Origin of the sequence: Thermosynechococcus sp. (genome assembly GCF_046299655.1) — a bacterium.
Classification (GTDB): Bacteria; Cyanobacteriota; Cyanobacteriia; order Thermosynechococcales; family Thermosynechococcaceae; genus Thermosynechococcus.
Window position 1 is genome coordinate 146,015 of sequence record NZ_JBKBHZ010000004.1, and the last position, 18,004, is coordinate 164,018.

At 53.7% G+C, this 18,004-nt stretch carries 18 protein-coding genes, 1 tRNA gene and 1 pseudogene; 12 read left to right on the plus strand and 8 right to left on the minus strand.

Going from position 1 to position 18,004, the window contains the following annotated elements; all coding sequences use genetic code 11:
* Positions 1-280: 280 nt before the first annotated feature.
* Positions 281-1,531, plus strand: a complete 1,251-nt coding sequence (locus ACK4HN_RS04535) for a SufS family cysteine desulfurase (RefSeq protein ID WP_409868354.1) — start codon at positions 281-283, stop codon at positions 1,529-1,531.
* Here ACK4HN_RS04535 and ACK4HN_RS04540 read toward each other — a convergent pair.
* Genes ACK4HN_RS04540 through ACK4HN_RS04560 form a run of 5 tightly spaced genes read right to left on the minus strand, consistent with a single transcriptional unit; the run spans position 1,528 to position 4,805 of the window.
* A complete protein-coding gene (locus ACK4HN_RS04540; protein WP_409868355.1) occupies positions 1,528-2,880 on the minus strand; it encodes an OB-fold nucleic acid binding domain-containing protein in 1,353 nt (450 codons plus the stop codon). The genes ACK4HN_RS04535 and ACK4HN_RS04540 overlap by 4 nt on opposite strands.
* A gap of 27 nt (positions 2,881-2,907) precedes the next feature.
* Entirely contained in the window at positions 2,908-3,546 is a 639-nt protein-coding gene (locus ACK4HN_RS04545) for a hypothetical protein (RefSeq protein WP_409877282.1), read from the minus strand.
* Positions 3,543-3,944 carry an HI0074 family nucleotidyltransferase substrate-binding subunit gene (locus tag ACK4HN_RS04550; protein WP_409851318.1) on the minus strand — a complete coding sequence of 134 codons (402 nt, stop codon included), beginning with the start codon at positions 3,942-3,944 and terminating at the stop codon, positions 3,543-3,545. The genes ACK4HN_RS04545 and ACK4HN_RS04550 overlap by 4 nt, the downstream gene beginning before the upstream one ends.
* Positions 3,920-4,231 carry a nucleotidyltransferase family protein gene (locus ACK4HN_RS04555; RefSeq protein WP_409868357.1) on the minus strand — a complete coding sequence of 104 codons (312 nt, stop codon included), beginning with the start codon at positions 4,229-4,231 and terminating at the stop codon, positions 3,920-3,922. The genes ACK4HN_RS04550 and ACK4HN_RS04555 overlap by 25 nt, the downstream gene beginning before the upstream one ends.
* A gap of 25 nt (positions 4,232-4,256) precedes the next feature.
* Positions 4,257-4,805, minus strand: coding sequence for an Npun_F5560 family protein (locus tag ACK4HN_RS04560; protein ID WP_409868358.1), 549 nt, complete (start codon positions 4,803-4,805; stop codon positions 4,257-4,259).
* Positions 4,806-4,864: 59 nt separating this feature from the next.
* Here ACK4HN_RS04560 and rsmH point away from each other — a divergent pair, with 59 nt between their 5' ends.
* The 5 genes from rsmH (at position 4,865) to ACK4HN_RS04585 (ending at position 8,699) form a co-directional block, all read left to right on the plus strand.
* Positions 4,865-5,737, plus strand: a complete 873-nt coding sequence (gene rsmH, locus ACK4HN_RS04565; protein WP_409877284.1) for a 16S rRNA (cytosine(1402)-N(4))-methyltransferase RsmH — start codon at positions 4,865-4,867, stop codon at positions 5,735-5,737.
* Positions 5,738-5,823: 86 nt separating this feature from the next.
* Positions 5,824-6,264 (plus strand): hypothetical protein, encoded by a 441-nt coding sequence (locus ACK4HN_RS04570; RefSeq protein WP_409868360.1) that lies wholly within the window; start codon positions 5,824-5,826, stop codon positions 6,262-6,264.
* 9 nt (positions 6,265-6,273) lie between these two features.
* Positions 6,274-8,040, plus strand: a complete 1,767-nt coding sequence (locus ACK4HN_RS04575) for a peptidoglycan D,D-transpeptidase FtsI family protein (RefSeq protein WP_409868361.1) — start codon at positions 6,274-6,276, stop codon at positions 8,038-8,040.
* A gap of 24 nt (positions 8,041-8,064) precedes the next feature.
* On the plus strand, positions 8,065-8,616 hold the full coding sequence (psbP, locus tag ACK4HN_RS04580) for a photosystem II reaction center PsbP (protein WP_409868362.1): 552 nt from the start codon (positions 8,065-8,067) through the stop codon (positions 8,614-8,616).
* 10 nt (positions 8,617-8,626) lie between these two features.
* Positions 8,627-8,699, plus strand: a tRNA-Ala gene (locus ACK4HN_RS04585).
* Positions 8,700-9,016: 317 nt separating this feature from the next.
* Here the strand turns inward: ACK4HN_RS04585 and ACK4HN_RS04590 are convergent.
* Positions 9,017-9,868 carry a prepilin peptidase gene (locus ACK4HN_RS04590; RefSeq protein ID WP_409868363.1) on the minus strand — a complete coding sequence of 284 codons (852 nt, stop codon included), beginning with the start codon at positions 9,866-9,868 and terminating at the stop codon, positions 9,017-9,019.
* The gene (locus ACK4HN_RS04595; RefSeq protein ID WP_233838295.1) at positions 9,823-10,050 is read right to left on the minus strand and encodes a hypothetical protein; all 228 of its coding nucleotides are present in this window, start codon (positions 10,048-10,050) and stop codon (positions 9,823-9,825) included. The genes ACK4HN_RS04590 and ACK4HN_RS04595 overlap by 46 nt, the downstream gene beginning before the upstream one ends.
* A 328-nt stretch (positions 10,051-10,378) precedes the next feature.
* Between ACK4HN_RS04595 and hemL the strand changes: the two genes are divergently transcribed.
* Positions 10,379-11,614 (plus strand): glutamate-1-semialdehyde 2,1-aminomutase, encoded by a 1,236-nt coding sequence (gene hemL / locus ACK4HN_RS04600; RefSeq protein ID WP_409868371.1) that lies wholly within the window; start codon positions 10,379-10,381, stop codon positions 11,612-11,614.
* On the opposite strand, the gene ACK4HN_RS04605 is transcribed toward hemL, so the two are convergent.
* Complete coding sequence (locus ACK4HN_RS04605; RefSeq protein ID WP_409868364.1) at positions 11,605-13,731, minus strand: histidine kinase dimerization/phospho-acceptor domain-containing protein; 2,127 nt, start codon at positions 13,729-13,731, stop codon at positions 11,605-11,607. The genes hemL and ACK4HN_RS04605 overlap by 10 nt on opposite strands.
* Before the next feature lie 203 nt (positions 13,732-13,934).
* On the opposite strand from ACK4HN_RS04605, the gene ACK4HN_RS04610 reads away from it, so the two are divergent.
* The 5 genes and pseudogenes from ACK4HN_RS04610 to ACK4HN_RS04630 form a co-directional block, all read left to right on the plus strand.
* Positions 13,935-14,786, plus strand: a complete 852-nt coding sequence (locus tag ACK4HN_RS04610; protein ID WP_409868365.1) for a circadian clock protein KaiA — start codon at positions 13,935-13,937, stop codon at positions 14,784-14,786.
* A 5-nt stretch (positions 14,787-14,791) separates the two neighbouring features.
* Positions 14,792-15,118 (plus strand): circadian clock protein KaiB, encoded by a 327-nt coding sequence (gene kaiB, locus ACK4HN_RS04615; protein WP_409868366.1) that lies wholly within the window; start codon positions 14,792-14,794, stop codon positions 15,116-15,118.
* 76 nt (positions 15,119-15,194) lie between these two features.
* Complete coding sequence (gene kaiC / locus ACK4HN_RS04620; protein WP_409868367.1) at positions 15,195-16,751, plus strand: circadian clock protein KaiC; 1,557 nt, start codon at positions 15,195-15,197, stop codon at positions 16,749-16,751.
* Positions 16,752-16,755: 4 nt separating this feature from the next.
* Positions 16,756-17,676 carry an NAD(+) kinase gene (locus ACK4HN_RS04625; protein WP_409877285.1) on the plus strand — a complete coding sequence of 307 codons (921 nt, stop codon included), beginning with the start codon at positions 16,756-16,758 and terminating at the stop codon, positions 17,674-17,676.
* A gap of 60 nt (positions 17,677-17,736) precedes the next feature.
* Positions 17,737-18,004 (plus strand): annotated as a pseudogene (locus ACK4HN_RS04630) (phosphohydrolase); the annotation flags it as partial.

Sequence of the window (18,004 nt, forward strand, 5' to 3'; positions counted from 1 at the left end):
CGGAGCTATCCTTTGCCCTTGATCTTTGGCAAAAAAATCTTGGGGCGTCAAGGGAATTGCGGCACACCCCTAGGAATTTATACGCAGTTTATCCCTTTGCGGGGATCAAATGTTAGAGTTTCATAACATTTATTCGGCATGGAGATCACGATAGTAGTTTGTAATCCCTGTTGGCGCTGCCTTTCCTGGGGAGCAAGGGAGTATAGTTAAAGATGTTAGTTAAAGATGTATTCTTGGACTCTCTCTAAGAATCGCGTGACGTAACCAATACCCTGCTGTTATGACGATCGCTCCGAGCCGCTCCCTCGCTGACCTTTGCCGTGCTGACTTTCCGATTTTGGCGCGACAGGTACATGATCGCCCCTTGATTTATTTCGACAATGCGGCGACTTCTCAGAAGCCCTTGGCAGTTCTCAATACCCTTGAGGATTACTATCGTCGCTACAATGCCAATGTTCATCGGGGTATCCACACCCTCAGTGCGGAGGCGACCACCGCCTACGAAGGGGCACGGGAAAAAGTAGCGCGTTTTATCAATGCTGCCCACCCTGAGGAAATTATCTACACCCGCAATGCCAGTGAGGCGATCAACCTTGTGGCCTATAGTTGGGGCATGAATACGCTGCAGGAAGGGGATGACATCATCCTGACGGTGATGGAGCACCACAGCAATTTGATTCCGTGGCAGTTTGTTGCCCAGAGAACCGGTGCTCGCCTCAAGTTTGTTGAACTCACCCCAGAGCAAACGTTTGATCTCAACCACTACGAAAGTCTTTTGAGCGATCGCACGCGCTTGGTGGCTGTGGCCCACGTCTCCAACACCCTAGGGTGCCTCAACCCAATTCCTGAGATTGTGCGTCTTGCCCATGCCAAGGGGGCGCGGGTATTGGTGGATGCCTGCCAAAGTGTGCCTCACCTCCCCATTGATGTGCAGCAGTTGGGCTGCGATTGGTTGGTGGCCTCCGGTCATAAAATGTGTGCACCTACGGGCATTGGCTTTCTCTGGGGACGCGCGGAACTCCTACGGCAAATGCCCCCCTTCCTCGGCGGTGGTGAAATGATTGCCGATGTCTTTCTCGACCATGCCACCTATGCCGATATTCCCCATAGGTTTGAGGCGGGAACGCCCGCCATTGCGGAGGCGATCGCCCTTGGTGCCGCAGTCGATTATCTGAGTCAATGGGGAATGGAGCGCATCCATGCCTACGAACAGGAACTCACAGCCTATCTCTTTGAACGTCTCCAAGAATTTCCCGAAGTGACGCTCTATGGCCCGAAGTCTGGCGATCGCGCTGCTTTGGCCAGCTTTACGGTGACTGGCGTTCACCCCCACGATCTTTCTACGATGCTTGACCAGTCAGGCATTGCTATCCGCGCGGGACATCACTGCACACAACCTTTGCATCGCTATCTAGACGTTCAGTCCACCGCCCGAGCCAGCCTCTATTTCTACAACACCCGCGCGGAAATTGATCAGTTTATTGCGGCTCTTGGGGAGGCGATCGCCTTTTTTAGGGAGGTCTTGGCCTAAAGCTTGAGGCTGAGGAGGTCACGGGCTTGAGCGTGAAAGCCGGCACTGTTGAGTGCTCGGCGGGCGCGATCGGCATCCTCAACGCGAAACTGTGGTCCTAGGCGCACATACTGGGCATGGTAGCCATCGGTTACTTTGACCACCACCGGCACCTTGGGCATCTCTCCCACCTGTTGTTTGAGCACTTCCGAGAGGCGGCTTTGGGCTTGAATGTCCCCCGCTTGCGCCACAGGCAAATCCACAAGCACCAGTTTCACCTCTTCAAGGGGTTCAGCATCTTCAATCAGCAGTTGGGGGCGATCGTCGCGCATCTCCAAGGTGCCCCAGAGCAGCAATCGCCGATCCAGCTGCAGTTGGCCATGAATGCGCTCATAGGCTTTGGGAAAAACGACGGCCTCCGCCTGACCCGTGAGGTCTTCCAACTGGACAATCGCCATCCGCTCGCCGCGTTTGGTGGTAATGGGCTTGAGTCCCGTCAGCAGAGCAATCACACTTACCATCCCTTGACCTGTGTGCTGCTCAAGATCTGCCAAGCTAATGGGGGCAATCATAGCCGCTGGGCGGTGAATATCCTTCAGGGGATGGTTCGACACATAAAATCCCAGCAGGTCTTTTTCTTGGCGGAGTTTTTCGGCATCCGGTAAATCGTCAACGGGGGGTGCACTAGGGGCAGGATCGTAAGTGGGTTCATTGCTGGAGCCACCCGCCAACATATCAAAGAGGTTGACTTGCCCCACTGCCCGATCTTTGGCGCGCGCCTGTGCCCACTCCAGCACGAGGGGGAGATCCTGCATCAGTTGGTTGCGGTTGCGCTGGGGATGGAGACTATCCATGGCACCACAGGCAATGAGGGATTCAAGAGCACGACGGTTGAGAATGCGGCTATCGCCCCCCGCGCGCGGAACCCGTTCGCAAAAATCCGCCAGACTTTGAAAGGCGCCCCCTTCTGCCCGTGCCTGCAAAATGGCCTCAATCACCCCCTGACCGACATTGCGTACTGCCGACAGACCAAAAAGAATTTTGTCCCCAACGGGGGTAAAGTCAATATCCGAGCGATTCACATCGGGGGGAAGAACCTCAATCCCCATGCTGAGGCAGGTGGCAATATAGCGCTGTACCTTGTCTTGGTCACCACTGTTGGCCGTGAGCAAGGCGGCCATGTACTCCACGGGAAAGTTGGCTTTGAGAAAGGCGGTTTGATAGGTCACGTAGCCGTAGGCCGTAGAGTGGGACTTGTTGAAGCAATTGGCGGCGATCGCCCCGTTGGCCAAAAGAAAATTGTGATCCCCGGCTAAACCAATGTCATAGACCGCTTGCCAACCCCGCAGTCGGCGGCCAACAATCTTCACGCTTCACCTTTCCAAACGCTGCGCTCTCTATTCTAATCGTGGTACTGTGTCGCGAGCGGGAATCCGCAGATCCCGCAGGGGGATCCCCCTCAGACACTGGTAATGAGCCGTCAACCAATCGGGGGTTTGCACCCCAATACTCGCTAGAGCTGCCACCGTTGGAAAAGGCCACAGCCGCTCAAAGATCACTTCCCCCTGCCAGTCAAATTGCAAAAAGTAGCAGCCCACGGGTGCCTGCACGTGATCTAGGAGTCGCCGTCCGAGGGCATAGAGGGTTTGTCGCTGGCGATCGCTGGCATGGATTGGCAACTGCCATATTCCTTCAACACAACCTATAATTTCGCCAAAGAGCGTCCCTTTTGCTGTTTGCGCCAGTGGCAACTGGTAGAGACCCCCTGTGCCAGTTCGGATCCCCCACTGGGGGACCAAGGCAGTTAAGGATTGACACTGCTGCCAAAGGTCAGGCGCCAAGGGTGCCCAATGGGTGAGGCTATAGTCCAGAATCTGCGGTTGGGGAGCGATCGCCATTGGCGCTTCAAGTGGACAAACCACAATTTCAGCACTCTCCTCAGCCTGTTGGAGCAGCGGCACAACTTGCCTGACTACTTGATCTGCAGACAGCTCCCCCTGCCTTGGCTGTGCCGCACACCAAATCCGTATTTTCAATCCTCTAATCCTCCTGCTGCGAGGGCAGCCAACCAGCGATCCATCAGCATGGCGTGCTGGGCTAACCGCGAGAAAATCGCATCTGCCAAGGTCTCATTGTAGGTGTGGACGGTCAAGTTGCGATCGTCTACCATTTTTAGCGCTAAACGACTTTCCTCTGGAGTCAGTAAGCCAACGGCCAAGCAAGCACGGATGACTCCCTTCGGTGAGGCGATGTCTAATCCTTCGCGTTCCCGTAGATATAGCTGTGCTACTTTCCAGACTGCTTCTAGGGTGTATTCAAAGCGCTGAATTGCAGCATCACGAATAATCGTATCTGTGCGCTCACCCAAGGGCAGTTCTTGCAAAGTAGCCAGCGCTTTTTGGGCAACTACTAATCGTTCCCTGAGCCGATCCACTCAATTCCCTCTGCGATCACTCGCGATCGAAAGTCGGCAGACACTTCTGATAAATCCACAACATCGACTAGATAGATCAAATTAGACATCTCTAGGTGCTCCCGCAACTCACTCAACAGCCCCACGGGCAGTGGTGCAAGGGGCAAAATCCCCACATCTAAGTCAGAGCTTTGGCGGAGAGTACCACGGGCAGCTGAGCCGAATAAATAGACCTTGACAGGAAGCCCTGTAAAAAAGTCTTCTAGTATTTTTTTGAGTTCCCGCAGATCTTCGTTAACAGCAGTCACGCTTTGATTCCTGTTTACCTAGATATTAAAGCTGGTTAAAGCTGGGAATCAAGCCAACGCGGGCAGGCTGTAATGGAGGTAATCCCTGCTGTTGTTGCTGGCGGGCTTGGGCGGCCAAGAGGGTTTGCAGATTCCGCAGTTCGGCACGCAGTTGGGCGTTTTCTTTTTCGAGGCTTTCAATCTTCAGTTTGACTTGACTGAGCCGCTCGCTGAATTTTTGCCGATAGACTTCGGGCATTTCTTGAATGACACGCTCCAACATCTCATTGCGATCGCTCAATTCAATCACTTGAGCCTTTAAGCTATTCATTTCCGCTTCGCGGTTTTGCATCTGTTGCTGGTAGGCCAGAATTTGCTCCTGATAGGCAGTGATTTGCGCTTCCACCTGTTGCACCTGTGCTTGCAGCAACTTTAGGGCTTCGGCATTGGCGGCCTCGGCTTTGCGGGCTTGGTAAAAGCGCACAAATAACTCCGGATGCTGCACCATGAGTTGATAGAGTTCCTCTGAGAGTTGCTGCACGAGTTGATCCCGTACTAGCAGTTCATCGGCTAAGTTGAGGGAAGTCTCGTTCACGGCGGCTGCTCTCCAAGGGACTGTGCTGTGGCAAATTTTACGCTGCTTCTAATTCGCTCATGCAAGATTGGGAATTTTCCACCTACCATCAGCCAGTGCTGGCAACGGCGGTGCTAGAGGGGCTACAACCAAAGGCGGGCGGCCTGTACTTAGATGCCACGGTGGGGGGTGGCGGCCATACGGCACTGCTCTTGGGCAGTGAACCCACCTGCCGCGTGCTAGCGGTTGATCAAGACCCGATGGCCATAGCGGCAGCTCAAGCGTTCCTTGCCCCTTTTGGCGATCGCGTCCAGTTTTGGCACGGTAACTTTGCTGATCTGCCTGTGGCTGAGCCGATGTTTGATGGTATCCTCGCAGACTTAGGGGTGAGTTCTGCCCAGTTGGATCGCCCGGAGCGGGGCTTTAGTTTTCGCTTTGATGCCCCCCTCGATATGCGCATGAATCCCGATAATCCTTTAACAGCTGCAACAGTGATTAACCACTACAGTGAGCGAGAACTGGCGGATATTTTCTATGAGTATGGGGAAGAACGTTTTGCCCGCCGCATTGCGCGGCAGATTGTTGCCCGTCGCCCCCTCAGAACCACCCAAGAACTGGCGCAATTGGTTGCCCACTGCCTCAAGGCTTCCTCTCGCCAGCGAATTCATCCCGCAACCCGTGTGTTTCAGGCCTTGCGCATTTATGTGAACCAAGAGCTAGCGGTGCTCGACCAGTTTTTGGCGCGATCGCCCCAGTGGTTAAAGCCCGCAGGGCGCATTGCCGTCATTAGCTTCCATAGCTTGGAAGATCGGCGGGTGAAGCAGGCGTGGCGTGCCAACCCTCTTTTGGAGGTTGTGACTCGTAAACCCATTGTGGCGGACGCAGCAGAAGTGAGCCTTAACCCGCGATCGCGATCGGCCAAGCTCCGAATTGCCCTGCGGGCTTTTGCATGAATTGTCTGAATGGAGACTTAATTTAGGGGTATCTTTACGATGACACAATCCTTTAGGGTCATAAATTGCTGAGGAGTGCTGGAGTCATGGTTGCTGCCCCTAAATTCAAATCCCGATTTATTCCCCAATCGTCGCCAAGTCTGACGGAAATTCGGCCACTTCCCAAGCCGCAGATGCCCCTGTGGCAAAAAACTTTGCTGGGAATTCAATGGCTTTCTGGGGTGGCGGCCACCAGTGCTCTTGTGGCTGTGCTTCCTCTCTACGGTTGGTCAGCCCTCTGTGAGCAGCAGTGGAGTCAGGCCTATAACCGCTTAGAAAGCCTCAAACGGCAAGAGCGGGAGCTACTGGTCAGCAATGAAACCCTACGCTACCGGGTGACGCAGCAAGTGCAACAGGCGCCCCAAGGCCTTGTGCCCCAAACGCCGCAACACATTCTTTTTGTCCCCAATGAGGGCAAGATTGCTGCTAAAACTCATGTTGAGCGGCCACCCGTGACGCCACCGCCTCAGCGCACTGTCAATTACTGATCGCTATCCATGACAACGGCTCGCCCCCAAAACCAATCCCTACCACCCTTGCGGGTTGGCCTGATCTTTGGCTTTTTGCTGATGGTGATGGGGGGCGTGGTTGCTCGCCTAGTTTATTTGCAAGTGGTTCAGGGGGAAACCTTAGCGGCACGGGCACAGCAGCAACAACGGCGCTACACGCCGCCAACCTTGGCACGCTACCCAATTACCGATCGCCGAGAGATGGTAGTGGCTTTGGATCGGCCTGTATTTACCCTCTTTGCCCATCCGATTCAATTCAAAGTGGAGCGGTGGGCGATCGCCCGCGATCTGGCTCCCTTACTCAAACAATCTCCAGAGCAACTATTGGCCAAGTTCAGCACCTACCCCACAGGCGTGCCCATTGCCTACGACCTTGATGAGGACACTGCCGCCAAAATTCGCGCCCTCAACTACGATGGCCTTGAACTCAACCAAGCCTGGCAGCGCATTTACCCACAACAAGAACTCATGGCGGGTATTGTCGGCTATGTGGATCGGGATCACCAAGGCCAAGCAGGAATTGAGTTTAGTCAGAACAAATTTTTACAAGTGCCCAGTAACCGCCAACTCCTCTCCATGAATGCCTTGGGGCAGTGGTTGCCGGCGCTTGCCCCTGCGGATCCGCGTACTTTGAGTCAGGGGTACCATGTCCGCCTCACCATTGATAGTCGCCTGCAACAGACGGCACGTCAAGCCCTGCAGCGGCAGTTACGCAAATACAACGCCAAGCGAGGCACGGTGATTATTCTAGAAGTAAAAACCGGTGCACTGCGAGCATTGGTCTCAGAGCCTTCCTATGATCCCAATCATTACTACCGTGCAGATCCGGCGCTGTTTCGCAACTGGGCAGTATCGGATCTCTATGAGCCGGGATCAACCTTTAAGCCAATCAACACAGCGATCGCCCTTGAACTCAATGCCATTACTCCCGATACGGTGCTGCCCGATGAGGGTCGGATTACGGTGGGGGGCTGGCCCATTCAAAACAGTGACTACAGTCAACGCGGCGGGCGGGGGGCACTGACGATAGCAGAGGTTCTAGCTTACTCCAGCAATGTGGCCATGGTGCACATGATGCGCCGCATTCCAGCCCGCCACTACTATCGCTATCTGCATCGCTTGGGACTGACGGAGAAGGTGGGCAGTGATCTCCCCTTTGAAACCGCCGCCCAGTTAAAGCCACCGGAGCAATTTATCAACTATCCGATTGAACCGGCTACTACCGCCTTTGGCCAAGGGTTTTCCCTGACGCCCCTCCATTTGGCACAACTGCTGGGGGCGATCGCCAACGGTGGGGAGCTGGTCACGCCCCATGTCATTGATGGCCTCTACGATGAAAATGGCCAACTGCAAAAACGCCTTGAGCAACGACCTCCGCGACGGGTCTTTTCGCAGCGCACTAGTCAAGCGGTGGTCAAAATGCTAGGGGAAGTCGTGCACTTTGGTACGGGGAAACCCGCCCAGATTCCCGGCTATCGGCTGGGGGGCAAGACGGGCACAGCACAAAAGGCAGTGGGCGGCACCTATAGCAATCTGCGCATCACTAGCTTTGCAGCTATTTTTCCCCTAGAACAGCCGCAGTATGTGATTTTGGCGGTGGTGGATGAACCCCAAGGGGATGATGCCTATGGCTCCACGGTGGCGATTCCCATTGTGCGAGCGGTAACGGAGTCCCTGATTACAATTGAGGGCATTCCCCCCTCCCATCCAGAGGAATTGCGACGCCCCGCAGCAGCCGCTTCAGTGTCACAATAGGGAAAAACAGCGCAAAAGGACGGTATGCTTCGACGGTTTTTTGCCACAGCGTTGGCCATTCTTGTGGTGTTGCTGGGGGGGTGTTCGGCCACCAGTGGGCTACAGGCCTATGTGGATAGCTACGATGGCTATGAATTTCTCTACCCGCGCGGTTGGGTGCAGATCCAAGCCAAAGAGCCGGTGGATGTGGTCTTCCACGACATTATCGAGACCACAGAAAACGTCAGTGTGGTCGTGAATACGGTTTCCAGCACGAAGTCCCTTGAGGAATTGGGATCTCCAGAAGAGGTGGGCGATCGCCTGCTGCGGAATATCATTGCCCCCAGTGAAAGTGGGCGCAGTTCTGCCCTGATTTCTGCTAGTTCCCAAAAGGCGGATGATAAGACCTACTACATTCTGGAGTATGCCGTCACTCTGCCGGGGAATGGGGACAATGCTCAGCAGCGGCATAACTTATCGAGTATTGCTATCAGCCGGGGCAAGGTCTATACCCTGAGTGTGTCAGCTCCCGAAGAGCGCTGGCCAAAAGTAGAAGACCAATTTAGGACTATTGTGTCCTCGTTTACCGTATATTAAAGAAAGAATCGGGGAGTTAGCTCAGTTGGTAGAGCGTCGCGATCGCACCGCGAAGGTCAGGGATTCGAGTTCCCTACTCTCCATATCTTCCCTGTTATTGCAAGCCACTCTATAAGCTGCAAAGTATCTTTGCAACTAGGTTTTGTTTCAATCCGCGATCGTAATTTGCCCAAGGCATGGGGCGATCGCCACTCGGAGAGAGACCGATGGCTTTATGAAATTTGAAATTCTCACGCCGCGAGGCCACTCAACTCTTTCAAGTGAGTTGTGCCATCATCCATCGCTGGCTGAAGCCAGGCAACCTTGCTCCTACGGTTGTTCCCCGTCGTCTTTAGAAAGCAGCGGGTCATGATAATGTCTCATTCTTTATCGGAATATTTATATCTTTCTTTGATAAGAGCTAGGGCACAAACACGCCGGGCAAAAAGGTTTCGAGGTAAAGATGAATCAATTGGCGGCCGAAGAGACCACTGATAATAGCCGCCACTGCCAAAAACGGGCCAAAGGGAATCGGTTGCCGCCGCCGAATCCAACCCAGGGCAATCCCCAGTCCCCCCATCAGGCCGCCGAGGGCACAGGCCAAGAAAAAGGTAACAAGCAACCCCTGCCAACCTAACCAAGCCCCAATCATCGCTGCTAATTTGCTATCCCCTCCCCCCATGACCTCCTGACCAAGGGCGATCGCCCCCCCCCAGCGGATTAGATCAAAGAGCCAAATGCCCATCACTGCGGCAATGATGCCTGCGGTGAGTCCGCCGAGACCGGTCGTTAACCCTCTCACGAGCAAGCCGACAATCAACCCCCACTTTGTCAGGGGATGGGGCAGCGTCATCGTGTCTAGATCAATCAAGGCCAAGGCCAAGAGCCACGCACTCAGCAGCCACAGCACAAGGGTTTGCCCCTGCCAACCACTCACAGCCACAATCAGGACATATAGCAGTGCCGTCAACAGCTCAATTGCCGGATACCGCCAAGAAATGGGCGCATGGCAGTAGCGACATTGCCCCCGCAGGAATAGCCAGCCCAAAATCGGGATATTGTCCCAAGGCTTGAGGGTGGTTAAACACATCGAGCAGCGAGACGGTGGATAGAGGAGCGATCGCCCGCTTGGTACACGGTAGATCACCACATTGAGAAAACTCCCCACCGCTGCGCCAAGGGCAAAGACAAGGCAGTAGCTGGCAAAGGTCAAAAAAGTTAGTGCAGTTATAGGCGTGTCACTTCTGGCAGATGATCGTAGGGAATGAAGCATTCTTGGGGCAGCAGCACGGGTTGGCTGGTAAACAGCACATAGCCCCGCAGGGTTTGTCGATTAACTGCAACACCCGCAGGCACCGTTTTTGCCCCATGAACCTGCTGGTAGAGATTATAGATGGATTGAGCAGCGGCTAATAGGGGGGTATCAACGGTTTCCATGGTTGGCAAAACTGGCATGTGCCCCACTCCTCGGCAATCGAACAATTAGAAACGGTGATGTTTGGTTTTGAGCCAATCATCAGTTCTTAACAAGCGTTTAATCTATGCAAAAGTGGTTCTCCCTTGCCCCTAGCGATCCCTGCCTTCCAAGGGCCACAGGCGTGGCTCATCCCTGTTGACGCACAGTTGGCGTAAAGAATTGCAACATGTGTACTTCTAGAGTTAAGGGGCAGGAGAATTGCCTATAATACTGTGAGCACGCCAATGCTTGAGGGAGTTGACGTTGACCACGACCGTTTTTCAAACCACAAAATCCCAAGAAATTTTTGCCGCTGCCCAAAAACTCATGCCCGGTGGCGTCAGTTCACCCGTGCGTGCCTTCAAGTCCGTCGGCGGCCAACCCATTGTTTTTGATCATGTCAAGGGTGCCCACATTTGGGATGTGGACGGCAACCAATACATTGACTATGTAGGGTCGTGGGGACCCGCGATTGTCGGCCATGCCCATCCCGAAGTTATTGAAGCCCTCCATGCGGCCCTCGAAAAGGGAACCAGCTTTGGCGCCCCCTGTGTGCTGGAGAATATCTTGGCGGAAATGGTGATTGCCGCTGTCCCCAGTGTGGAGATGGTGCGCTTTGTCAATTCTGGCACCGAGGCCTGTATGGCAGTGCTGCGGCTCATGCGTGCCTATACCCAGCGGGAAAAGGTGATCAAATTTGAAGGCTGCTACCACGGCCATGCCGATATGTTTTTGGTCAAAGCAGGGTCAGGGGTGGCCACCCTAGGCTTACCCGATTCTCCCGGCGTGCCGAAAGCAACCACCGCCGCCACATTAACTGCACCCTACAACGATCTCGAAGCGGTCAGTCGCCTCTTTGAGCAGTATCCCGATGACATTGCCGGAGTGATTCTCGAACCCGTGGTCGGCAATGCTGGCTTTATTCCGCCGGATGCTGGCTTTCTTGAGGGACTGCGGGAGCTGACAAAACAGTACGGTGCCCTTTTAGTCTTTGACGAGGTGATGACGGGCTTTCGCATTGCCTATGGGGGTGCCCAGGAAAAATTTGGCGTCACCCCCGATCTCACCACCCTCGGCAAAGTGATTGGCGGTGGTCTACCGGTGGGTGCCTATGGCGGTCGCGCTGACATTATGAAGATGGTGGCGCCGGCAGGACCGGTGTATCAAGCAGGTACTCTCTCTGGCAATCCCTTGGCAATGACAGCGGGCATCAAAACCTTGGAAATTCTCAGTCGCCCCGGCAGCTATGAGCAATTGGATCGGATTACGGGCAAGCTGGTGCAGGGCCTCTTAGAGGCGGCACGGGAATTTGGCCATGAGGTGTGTGGTGGGCACATCAGTGGCATGTTTGGTCTCTTTTTCACTGCTGGTCCGGTGACCAACTATGAGCAAGCCAAGCGGTCTGACTTGAAAAAGTTTGCCGCCTTCCACCGGGGCATGCTGGAGCAGGGGATTTACCTTGCGCCATCCCAGTTTGAAGCGGGGTTTACTTCCCTTGCCCACACGGAGGCGGATATTGAGCGCACGATTGCGGCAGCGCGGACAGTGCTGAGTCAGCTTTGAGCTTTTACCGTTGCGGCAAGGAGCACCACATCCATCAGATCCGCAAGGTTGAGGCAGGGAAAAACCGCCACATCCCCCAATTGATGAATGGCGCGGCTGCTGTCTTCGGCCAAGGTAATTATGGGGAGCTTTCGTAGTTTGGGATGATTCTCCAGATGGGCAACTTCGTCAGCGGGCAAATCCCAAATCAGAACATCGGGCTGCCAAATCTCCACCAGTAGATCGGCCTGTTCGAGGTCTTCTGCTTCCAGAAGCCGCAGATGGGGCAGGCTAATCTCATGGAGTAAGCCAAGGCGGAGCACCGTTTGATTTAAGAGAGGACGCTCGCAGGTTGATTTTTCCCTTGGAGTAGCCAGTCGCGGAAAACACCAGCGATCAAGAATATCAATGAGCAGACTGGGATGACTACTCAAGGGCAGCCGCTGCACGAAACCCGTCAAGCCCAAGGGAGTGGTTTCATCGGAGATGATGATTAAAGGCACAGTGGCAGTAAAGGGACTGGTGGTTAGACTTTCAACCACATCAGCTAAAATCAGACGACTGGCGGGGCGGACGACAATGGCGCTGGGTTGCAGTTGCTCCAGCTTATCAAGGGCTTCAAGGGGATGGCGAGCGACCATGTAGCCGTAGTGACTGCGTCGTAAGGCGGAAGTCGTGTTCATGATCCACGTGGCATCGTTACTGACCAAAAGGATCAATTGAGCCGTAGTGGGTAATTCAGGGGGAAGTTCTTCCGCAAAGGGCAGCAGGACTGTCCACTCACTAAAGCTGTCAGCTTGGGCGATAAAGGAAAGCTCACCATTGTGCAGACGACAGAGTTGGCGGGCTAGCATCAGCCCCATGGTGACTTCGGCGTAGTCCTCGAGGCATTCGTGCAGCAGGCGATCGTGATCTTTAAGGGGAATGCCATGTCCCTCTTCCCACAGTTGCAGCGCCAGCCAATTTTGCCAGCGACTCAAGCGCAGTCCATAGCGATCGCTGGGGAATAGCATCAGCCACCCCAAGAGATGGGCAAAAATCTGCCGTAGCCGTAGCATATCCCCATAGAGGTGCACGTTGCTGAGGGGAACCTCAATTTGCCATTGCCAACGGGCAATGTTCTGGCCATACAGATGCTCCGCCAATTCCTGCGATCGCAACCATAAATCCGCCAACTCCACCGTTTCCCATTGCAATTCCAACTCGCGCCAGAGGGCACGGGTGTAGTCCTGCCACGCCTGAATGAGGCGATTCATTTGCCAACTACTGCGTTGAATCAGGGCAAGGTACTCCTCTTGTTCTGGCAGAGGGTGCTGCCACAGGAGTTGGGTGAGACTGAGAATCGCCGTGAGGGGGTTTTTGAGTTCATGCCCCAAGCTCAGCAGGAGACGCTTTTGCTGATGCAGGCGCAGTTGGTGCAAGCGGGTGGGGGTCATCCGATCAGCCTCTTGCCGCCGTTGGGCAAAAAATAACCAATAGCGATCGCTCGCCACCGCGACACCGCCTTCTCCCTTCTCCCAGTCCAACGACGTTAAATTCAAGGGAAATGAACACACCTGCCAGAGCGATCCCGCCTCTAGCGCCTGACAATTCATGCCCTCAAATTTCGGCTGTATTAACGGCAAAAAATCAGTTAAGTGTTCTGACCAAGCCCAATTTTGCCAAACGACTTTGCCTTGGGCATTTTGAATTTGAACCGGCAAGGGCAATTGTTCAATCACCGCCAGCCAAGGCAAGGGGGGCTGGCACGCCCAGCGATAAAGCAAGTGTTGCTGATCCAGTAGTCCCAAAAAGCAACCCTGTGCATCCACGACCGCAATATAGGCTGGCATCTGAGGTTGGCTGCGCAACCATCCCTGAAACTGTAATCGTGTCCACGTTGCGGGTACCGCCACCACAGGCGATCGCCAAGAGGCCGTCACACTACCCACTGCCAAATCAGCGAACTGCGCTTCCCGCTCCAAACTCAACGCCAACCGCCAGCCCTGCACCACTCCCAAGGGTTTTTGCCGCTCATCCACAATGACGATCGTCTCTGGGAGAGTTTCTTGCCAACGCTGGCACACCTCGCTGAGAGACAGATTTGCCCCCACCGTCATCGCAGGTTTAGTAAAGCTGGCTAGGGAGAGGGAATTCATAGTGAAATAGGGGGTTGGCAGATAAAGAGATAGGATGCTGCTTTACACTGGCTTTTCTATTCTTGAACGTCTTCTATCCTTCTCGGCAGGTCTGTTGGTTCCAAGCTTGTAATGAAATGGCAACACTCCTCCAGAAAACACTGCCACCACCAGCGAGAAAGTGATAGGATGCTATCAGATGCAAACCCAATTCCTGAAAGCACGTGGCGCAGTCAACCGCACTAACAATTTGTGGCTTAGTTTACTCGCCCGCTATTGGCCAAGAACTGGTACGTTTGCATAACTCCGACATTGATGAACTCGTTTACTTTTCCAGCGAGAGAGAGTTTTGTAACTACTTAGAGGAGCGGCGAAATAGCGTTGCTTGCTTAATTTTAGAATGGGGAGAGGGGACGCCGCAAATCATTACGTACCTTCACCACAGTGCCACACTCCTGCCCGCTATCCTCATTTTTCCTGCGACTCTGTCTCCCCCACCCCCTGGCCCCCACTACCACGTAGCCGAAGTCATTCTCACTACCGATCACCTGCATCAGCTTAACCAGCAAATCGAAGAAGCCATTACTGGATTTGTGAAACTTTGTCCGGGATGTGCGGTGCCTCCCCACGTCATGTTTCGCATGCCCGCTCTTAAAGAGAGTAGCAACGTTGATCCCCAGCATCGTCTGTCCCAAAAGTTAAAGGAGCGACTTGGCTACCTTGGTGTCTATTACAAGCGGGATACTGCCTTTTTCTTCCGCCGTATGTCTGCTGCCGATAAGCGCAAACTCCTCGACGAATTGCGGTCAATTTATCGTACCATTGTCCTTGGGTACTTTAACGCCGATGCCAAAGTCAATGAGCATATTGACGAATTTGTTAGTAAAGCATTCTTTGCCGATATTTCCGTCTCCCAAGTTCTAGAGATTCACGTTGAACTCATGGATAATTTCTCTAAGCAGCTTAAACTTGAAGGTCGCAGTGAGGACATTTTGCTCGATTATCGCCTGACACTGATTGATGTCATCGCCCATCTATGCGAAATGTATCGTCGCTCAATTCCGCGTGAGGTGTAACCCTTATGGCTCCCCTGCGGAAAACCTATGTTCTCAAACTTTACGTGGCTGGGAACACCCCCAACTCTGTGCGTGCTCTCAAAACCCTCAATAATATTCTTGAAAAAGAATTTAAGGGCGTTTATGCCCTGAAAGTAATTGATGTTCTCAAAAACCCCCAACTGGCTGAGGAGGATAAAATTCTGGCCACCCCCACCCTTGCCAAGATCTTACCCCCACCAGTGCGCCGTATTATTGGGGACTTATCCAACCGTGAGAAGGTTCTTATTGGCCTGGACTTGCTGTACGAAGAGATTGGTGAGCAGTGCGACGACGAACTTGGACTGGAATAGGCACAGTGGTTAGAATACTTCAGTTTAGAATAACGTTTTGGAATTTTTTGCAGAATACTCAATCTAAGACTCTTCTATGACGAACTTACCAGAAAGTCAGTTGAGCACCCCTGGGCAGTCCCCTGCGGAAGTCAAGAAAATCCCAACAATGATCGAGGGCTTTGACGACATTAGTCATGGCGGCCTCCCCCAAGGACGTACCACATTGGTCAGTGGGACATCGGGAACCGGGAAGACTCTTTTTGCGGTGCAATTTCTTTATAATGGCATCACAATTTTTAATGAGCCGGGTATATTTGTCACCTTTGAGGAGTCCCCCCAAGACATTATTAAAAATGCGCTGAGCTTTGGCTGGAATCTCCAGAGTCTCATTGATCAGGGGAAGCTGTTTATCCTCGATGCCTCTCCCGATCCGGACGGCCAAGAGGTGGCGGGGGATTTTGATCTGTCGGCACTCATTGAGCGTATCCAATATGCCATTCGCAAATACAAAGCCACCCGCGTCTCCATTGATTCGGTGACCGCCGTTTTTCAGCAGTACGATGCAGCCTCAGTGGTGCGGCGGGAGATTTTTCGCTTGGCGTTTCGCCTCAAACAGTTGGGAGTGACCACAATCATGACCACGGAGCGGGTGGATGAGTATGGCCCTGTGGCGCGTTTTGGCGTAGAAGAGTTTGTCTCCGACAATGTGGTGATTTTGCGTAATGTCCTTGAAGGGGAACGGCGGCGGCGGACGGTGGAAATTCTGAAGCTGCGGGGCACCACCCACATGAAAGGGGAATATCCCTTCACAATCAACAACGGCATCAACATCTTCCCCTTGGGAGCGATGCGCCTCACCCAACGCTCCTCGAATGTGCGGGTCTCTTCCGGAGTCAAAACCCTTGACGAAATGTGCGGCGGCGGCTTTTTCAAAGACTCGATTATTTTGGCCACTGGCGCAACGGGAACAGGCAAAACGCTCTTGGTCAGCAAGTTCCTTGAGACAGGATGCCAACAGGGGGAACGGGCATTGTTGTTTGCCTATGAAGAATCGCGGGCGCAATTGTCCCGAAATGCTTTCTCTTGGGGCATTGATTTTGAGGAGCTAGAACGGCGAGGGCTATTGCGGATTATTTGCGCCTATCCCGAGTCGGCAGGGCTAGAGGATCACTTGCAGATTATTAAATCAGAAATTGCCGACTTTAAGCCGTCACGGGTAGCCATTGACTCTCTATCGGCCTTGGCACGGGGGGTAAGCAATAATGCCTTCCGTCAGTTTGTGATTGGGGTCACGGGTTTTGCCAAGCAGGAGGAGATCACGGGCTTTTTCACTAACACCACGGATCAGTTTATGGGATCCAACTCAATTACGGAGTCCCATATCTCAACCATTACCGACACGATTTTGCTGTTGCAGTATGTAGAAATTCGTGGTGAAATGTCGCGAGCCATTAACGTCTTTAAGATGCGCGGCTCTTGGCATGATAAGGGCATCCGCGAGTATGTCATTACTGAGAAGGGAGCCGAAATCCGCGATTCCTTCCGCAATTTTGAGGGCATTATCAGCGGTACCCCTAGACGCATTTCAGTGGACGAAAAAACGGAGCTGTCGCGGATTGCCAAGGGGATGCAAGACCTAGAAAACGAGTAGCGCCATGCAGTTGAACCAAGTCATTGTGGTGCACAAGGCGGGCGATCGCCAGAGCAAGGAATGGGCAGATCGCGCTTGCCGACAACTGCAACAGCGAGGCGCCAATGTGCTGGTCGGCCCCAGTGGCCCTAAGGACAACCCCTACCCCGTTTTTATGGCCTCAGTCACAGAGCCGATTGATCTGGCGGTGGTTCTGGGGGGAGATGGCACCTCCTTGGCGGCGGCACGGCATCTGGCTGCGGCTGGCGTTCCCATTCTGGCGGTGAATGTGGGGGGACATTTGGGGTTTTTGACGGAGCCACTGGAACTGTTTCGCGATATGGAGGCGGTTTGGGATCGCCTTGAGCGGGATGAGTATGCCATGCAACAGCGGATGATGCTGCAAGCTCAAGTTCTTGAGGGGTCAAAATGGCATCCTGAAGTGGTGGGCGATCGCTACTATGCCCTCAATGAAATGTGCATTAAGCCCGCCTCTGCCGATCGCATGATCACCGCTATCCTCGAAATGGAAATTGATGGCGATGTAGTGGATCAATACCAAGGGGATGGGTTACTGGTGGCCACTCCCACCGGCTCCACCTGCTATACGGTTGCAGCCAATGGCCCCATTTTGCATCCGGGGATGGAAGCCCTCGTGGTTACCCCCATTTGTCCCCTGAGTTTATCGAGCCGCCCGATTGTCTTGCCTGCCCGCTCCGCAGTGAGCATTTGGCCGTTGGATGATCACAGCTTGAATACCAAACTGTGGATGGATGGCGTACTGGCCACCTCCATTTGGCCGGGACAGCGGGTGCAGGTGACGATGGCCGATTGTCAAGCCCGTTTTATCATCCTGCGGGATCACTACTCCTTCTATCAAACACTGCGGGAAAAGTTAGCTTGGGCAGGGGCACGCATTCCCTATCACAACAACCACCGCAATTAGATCACAACCGCATGCCGGCAACGCATCTATAATGAGCGCATTCCTCGCGGGTCTTTTGCCATGACGGTCAGCTCCCTTGAACGAGCCATTCTCGGCTCAGATGCGGAAACGCTTGTTGATCAGCTTCTGGAAATTGGCATTGCCCTTTCCGCTAGCCAATCCCTAGAGGAACTACTGCATCTCATTCTCACCAAAAGTCGCCAAATTACTGCTAGCGATGCGGGCACAATTTTTCTGGTGCAGCGGCAAACAGACCCGGCGGTGCTGGAATTTAAGGCGGCGCAAAACGACAGCGTAGCTCTGCTTGAGCAGGTGCACGATACCACCA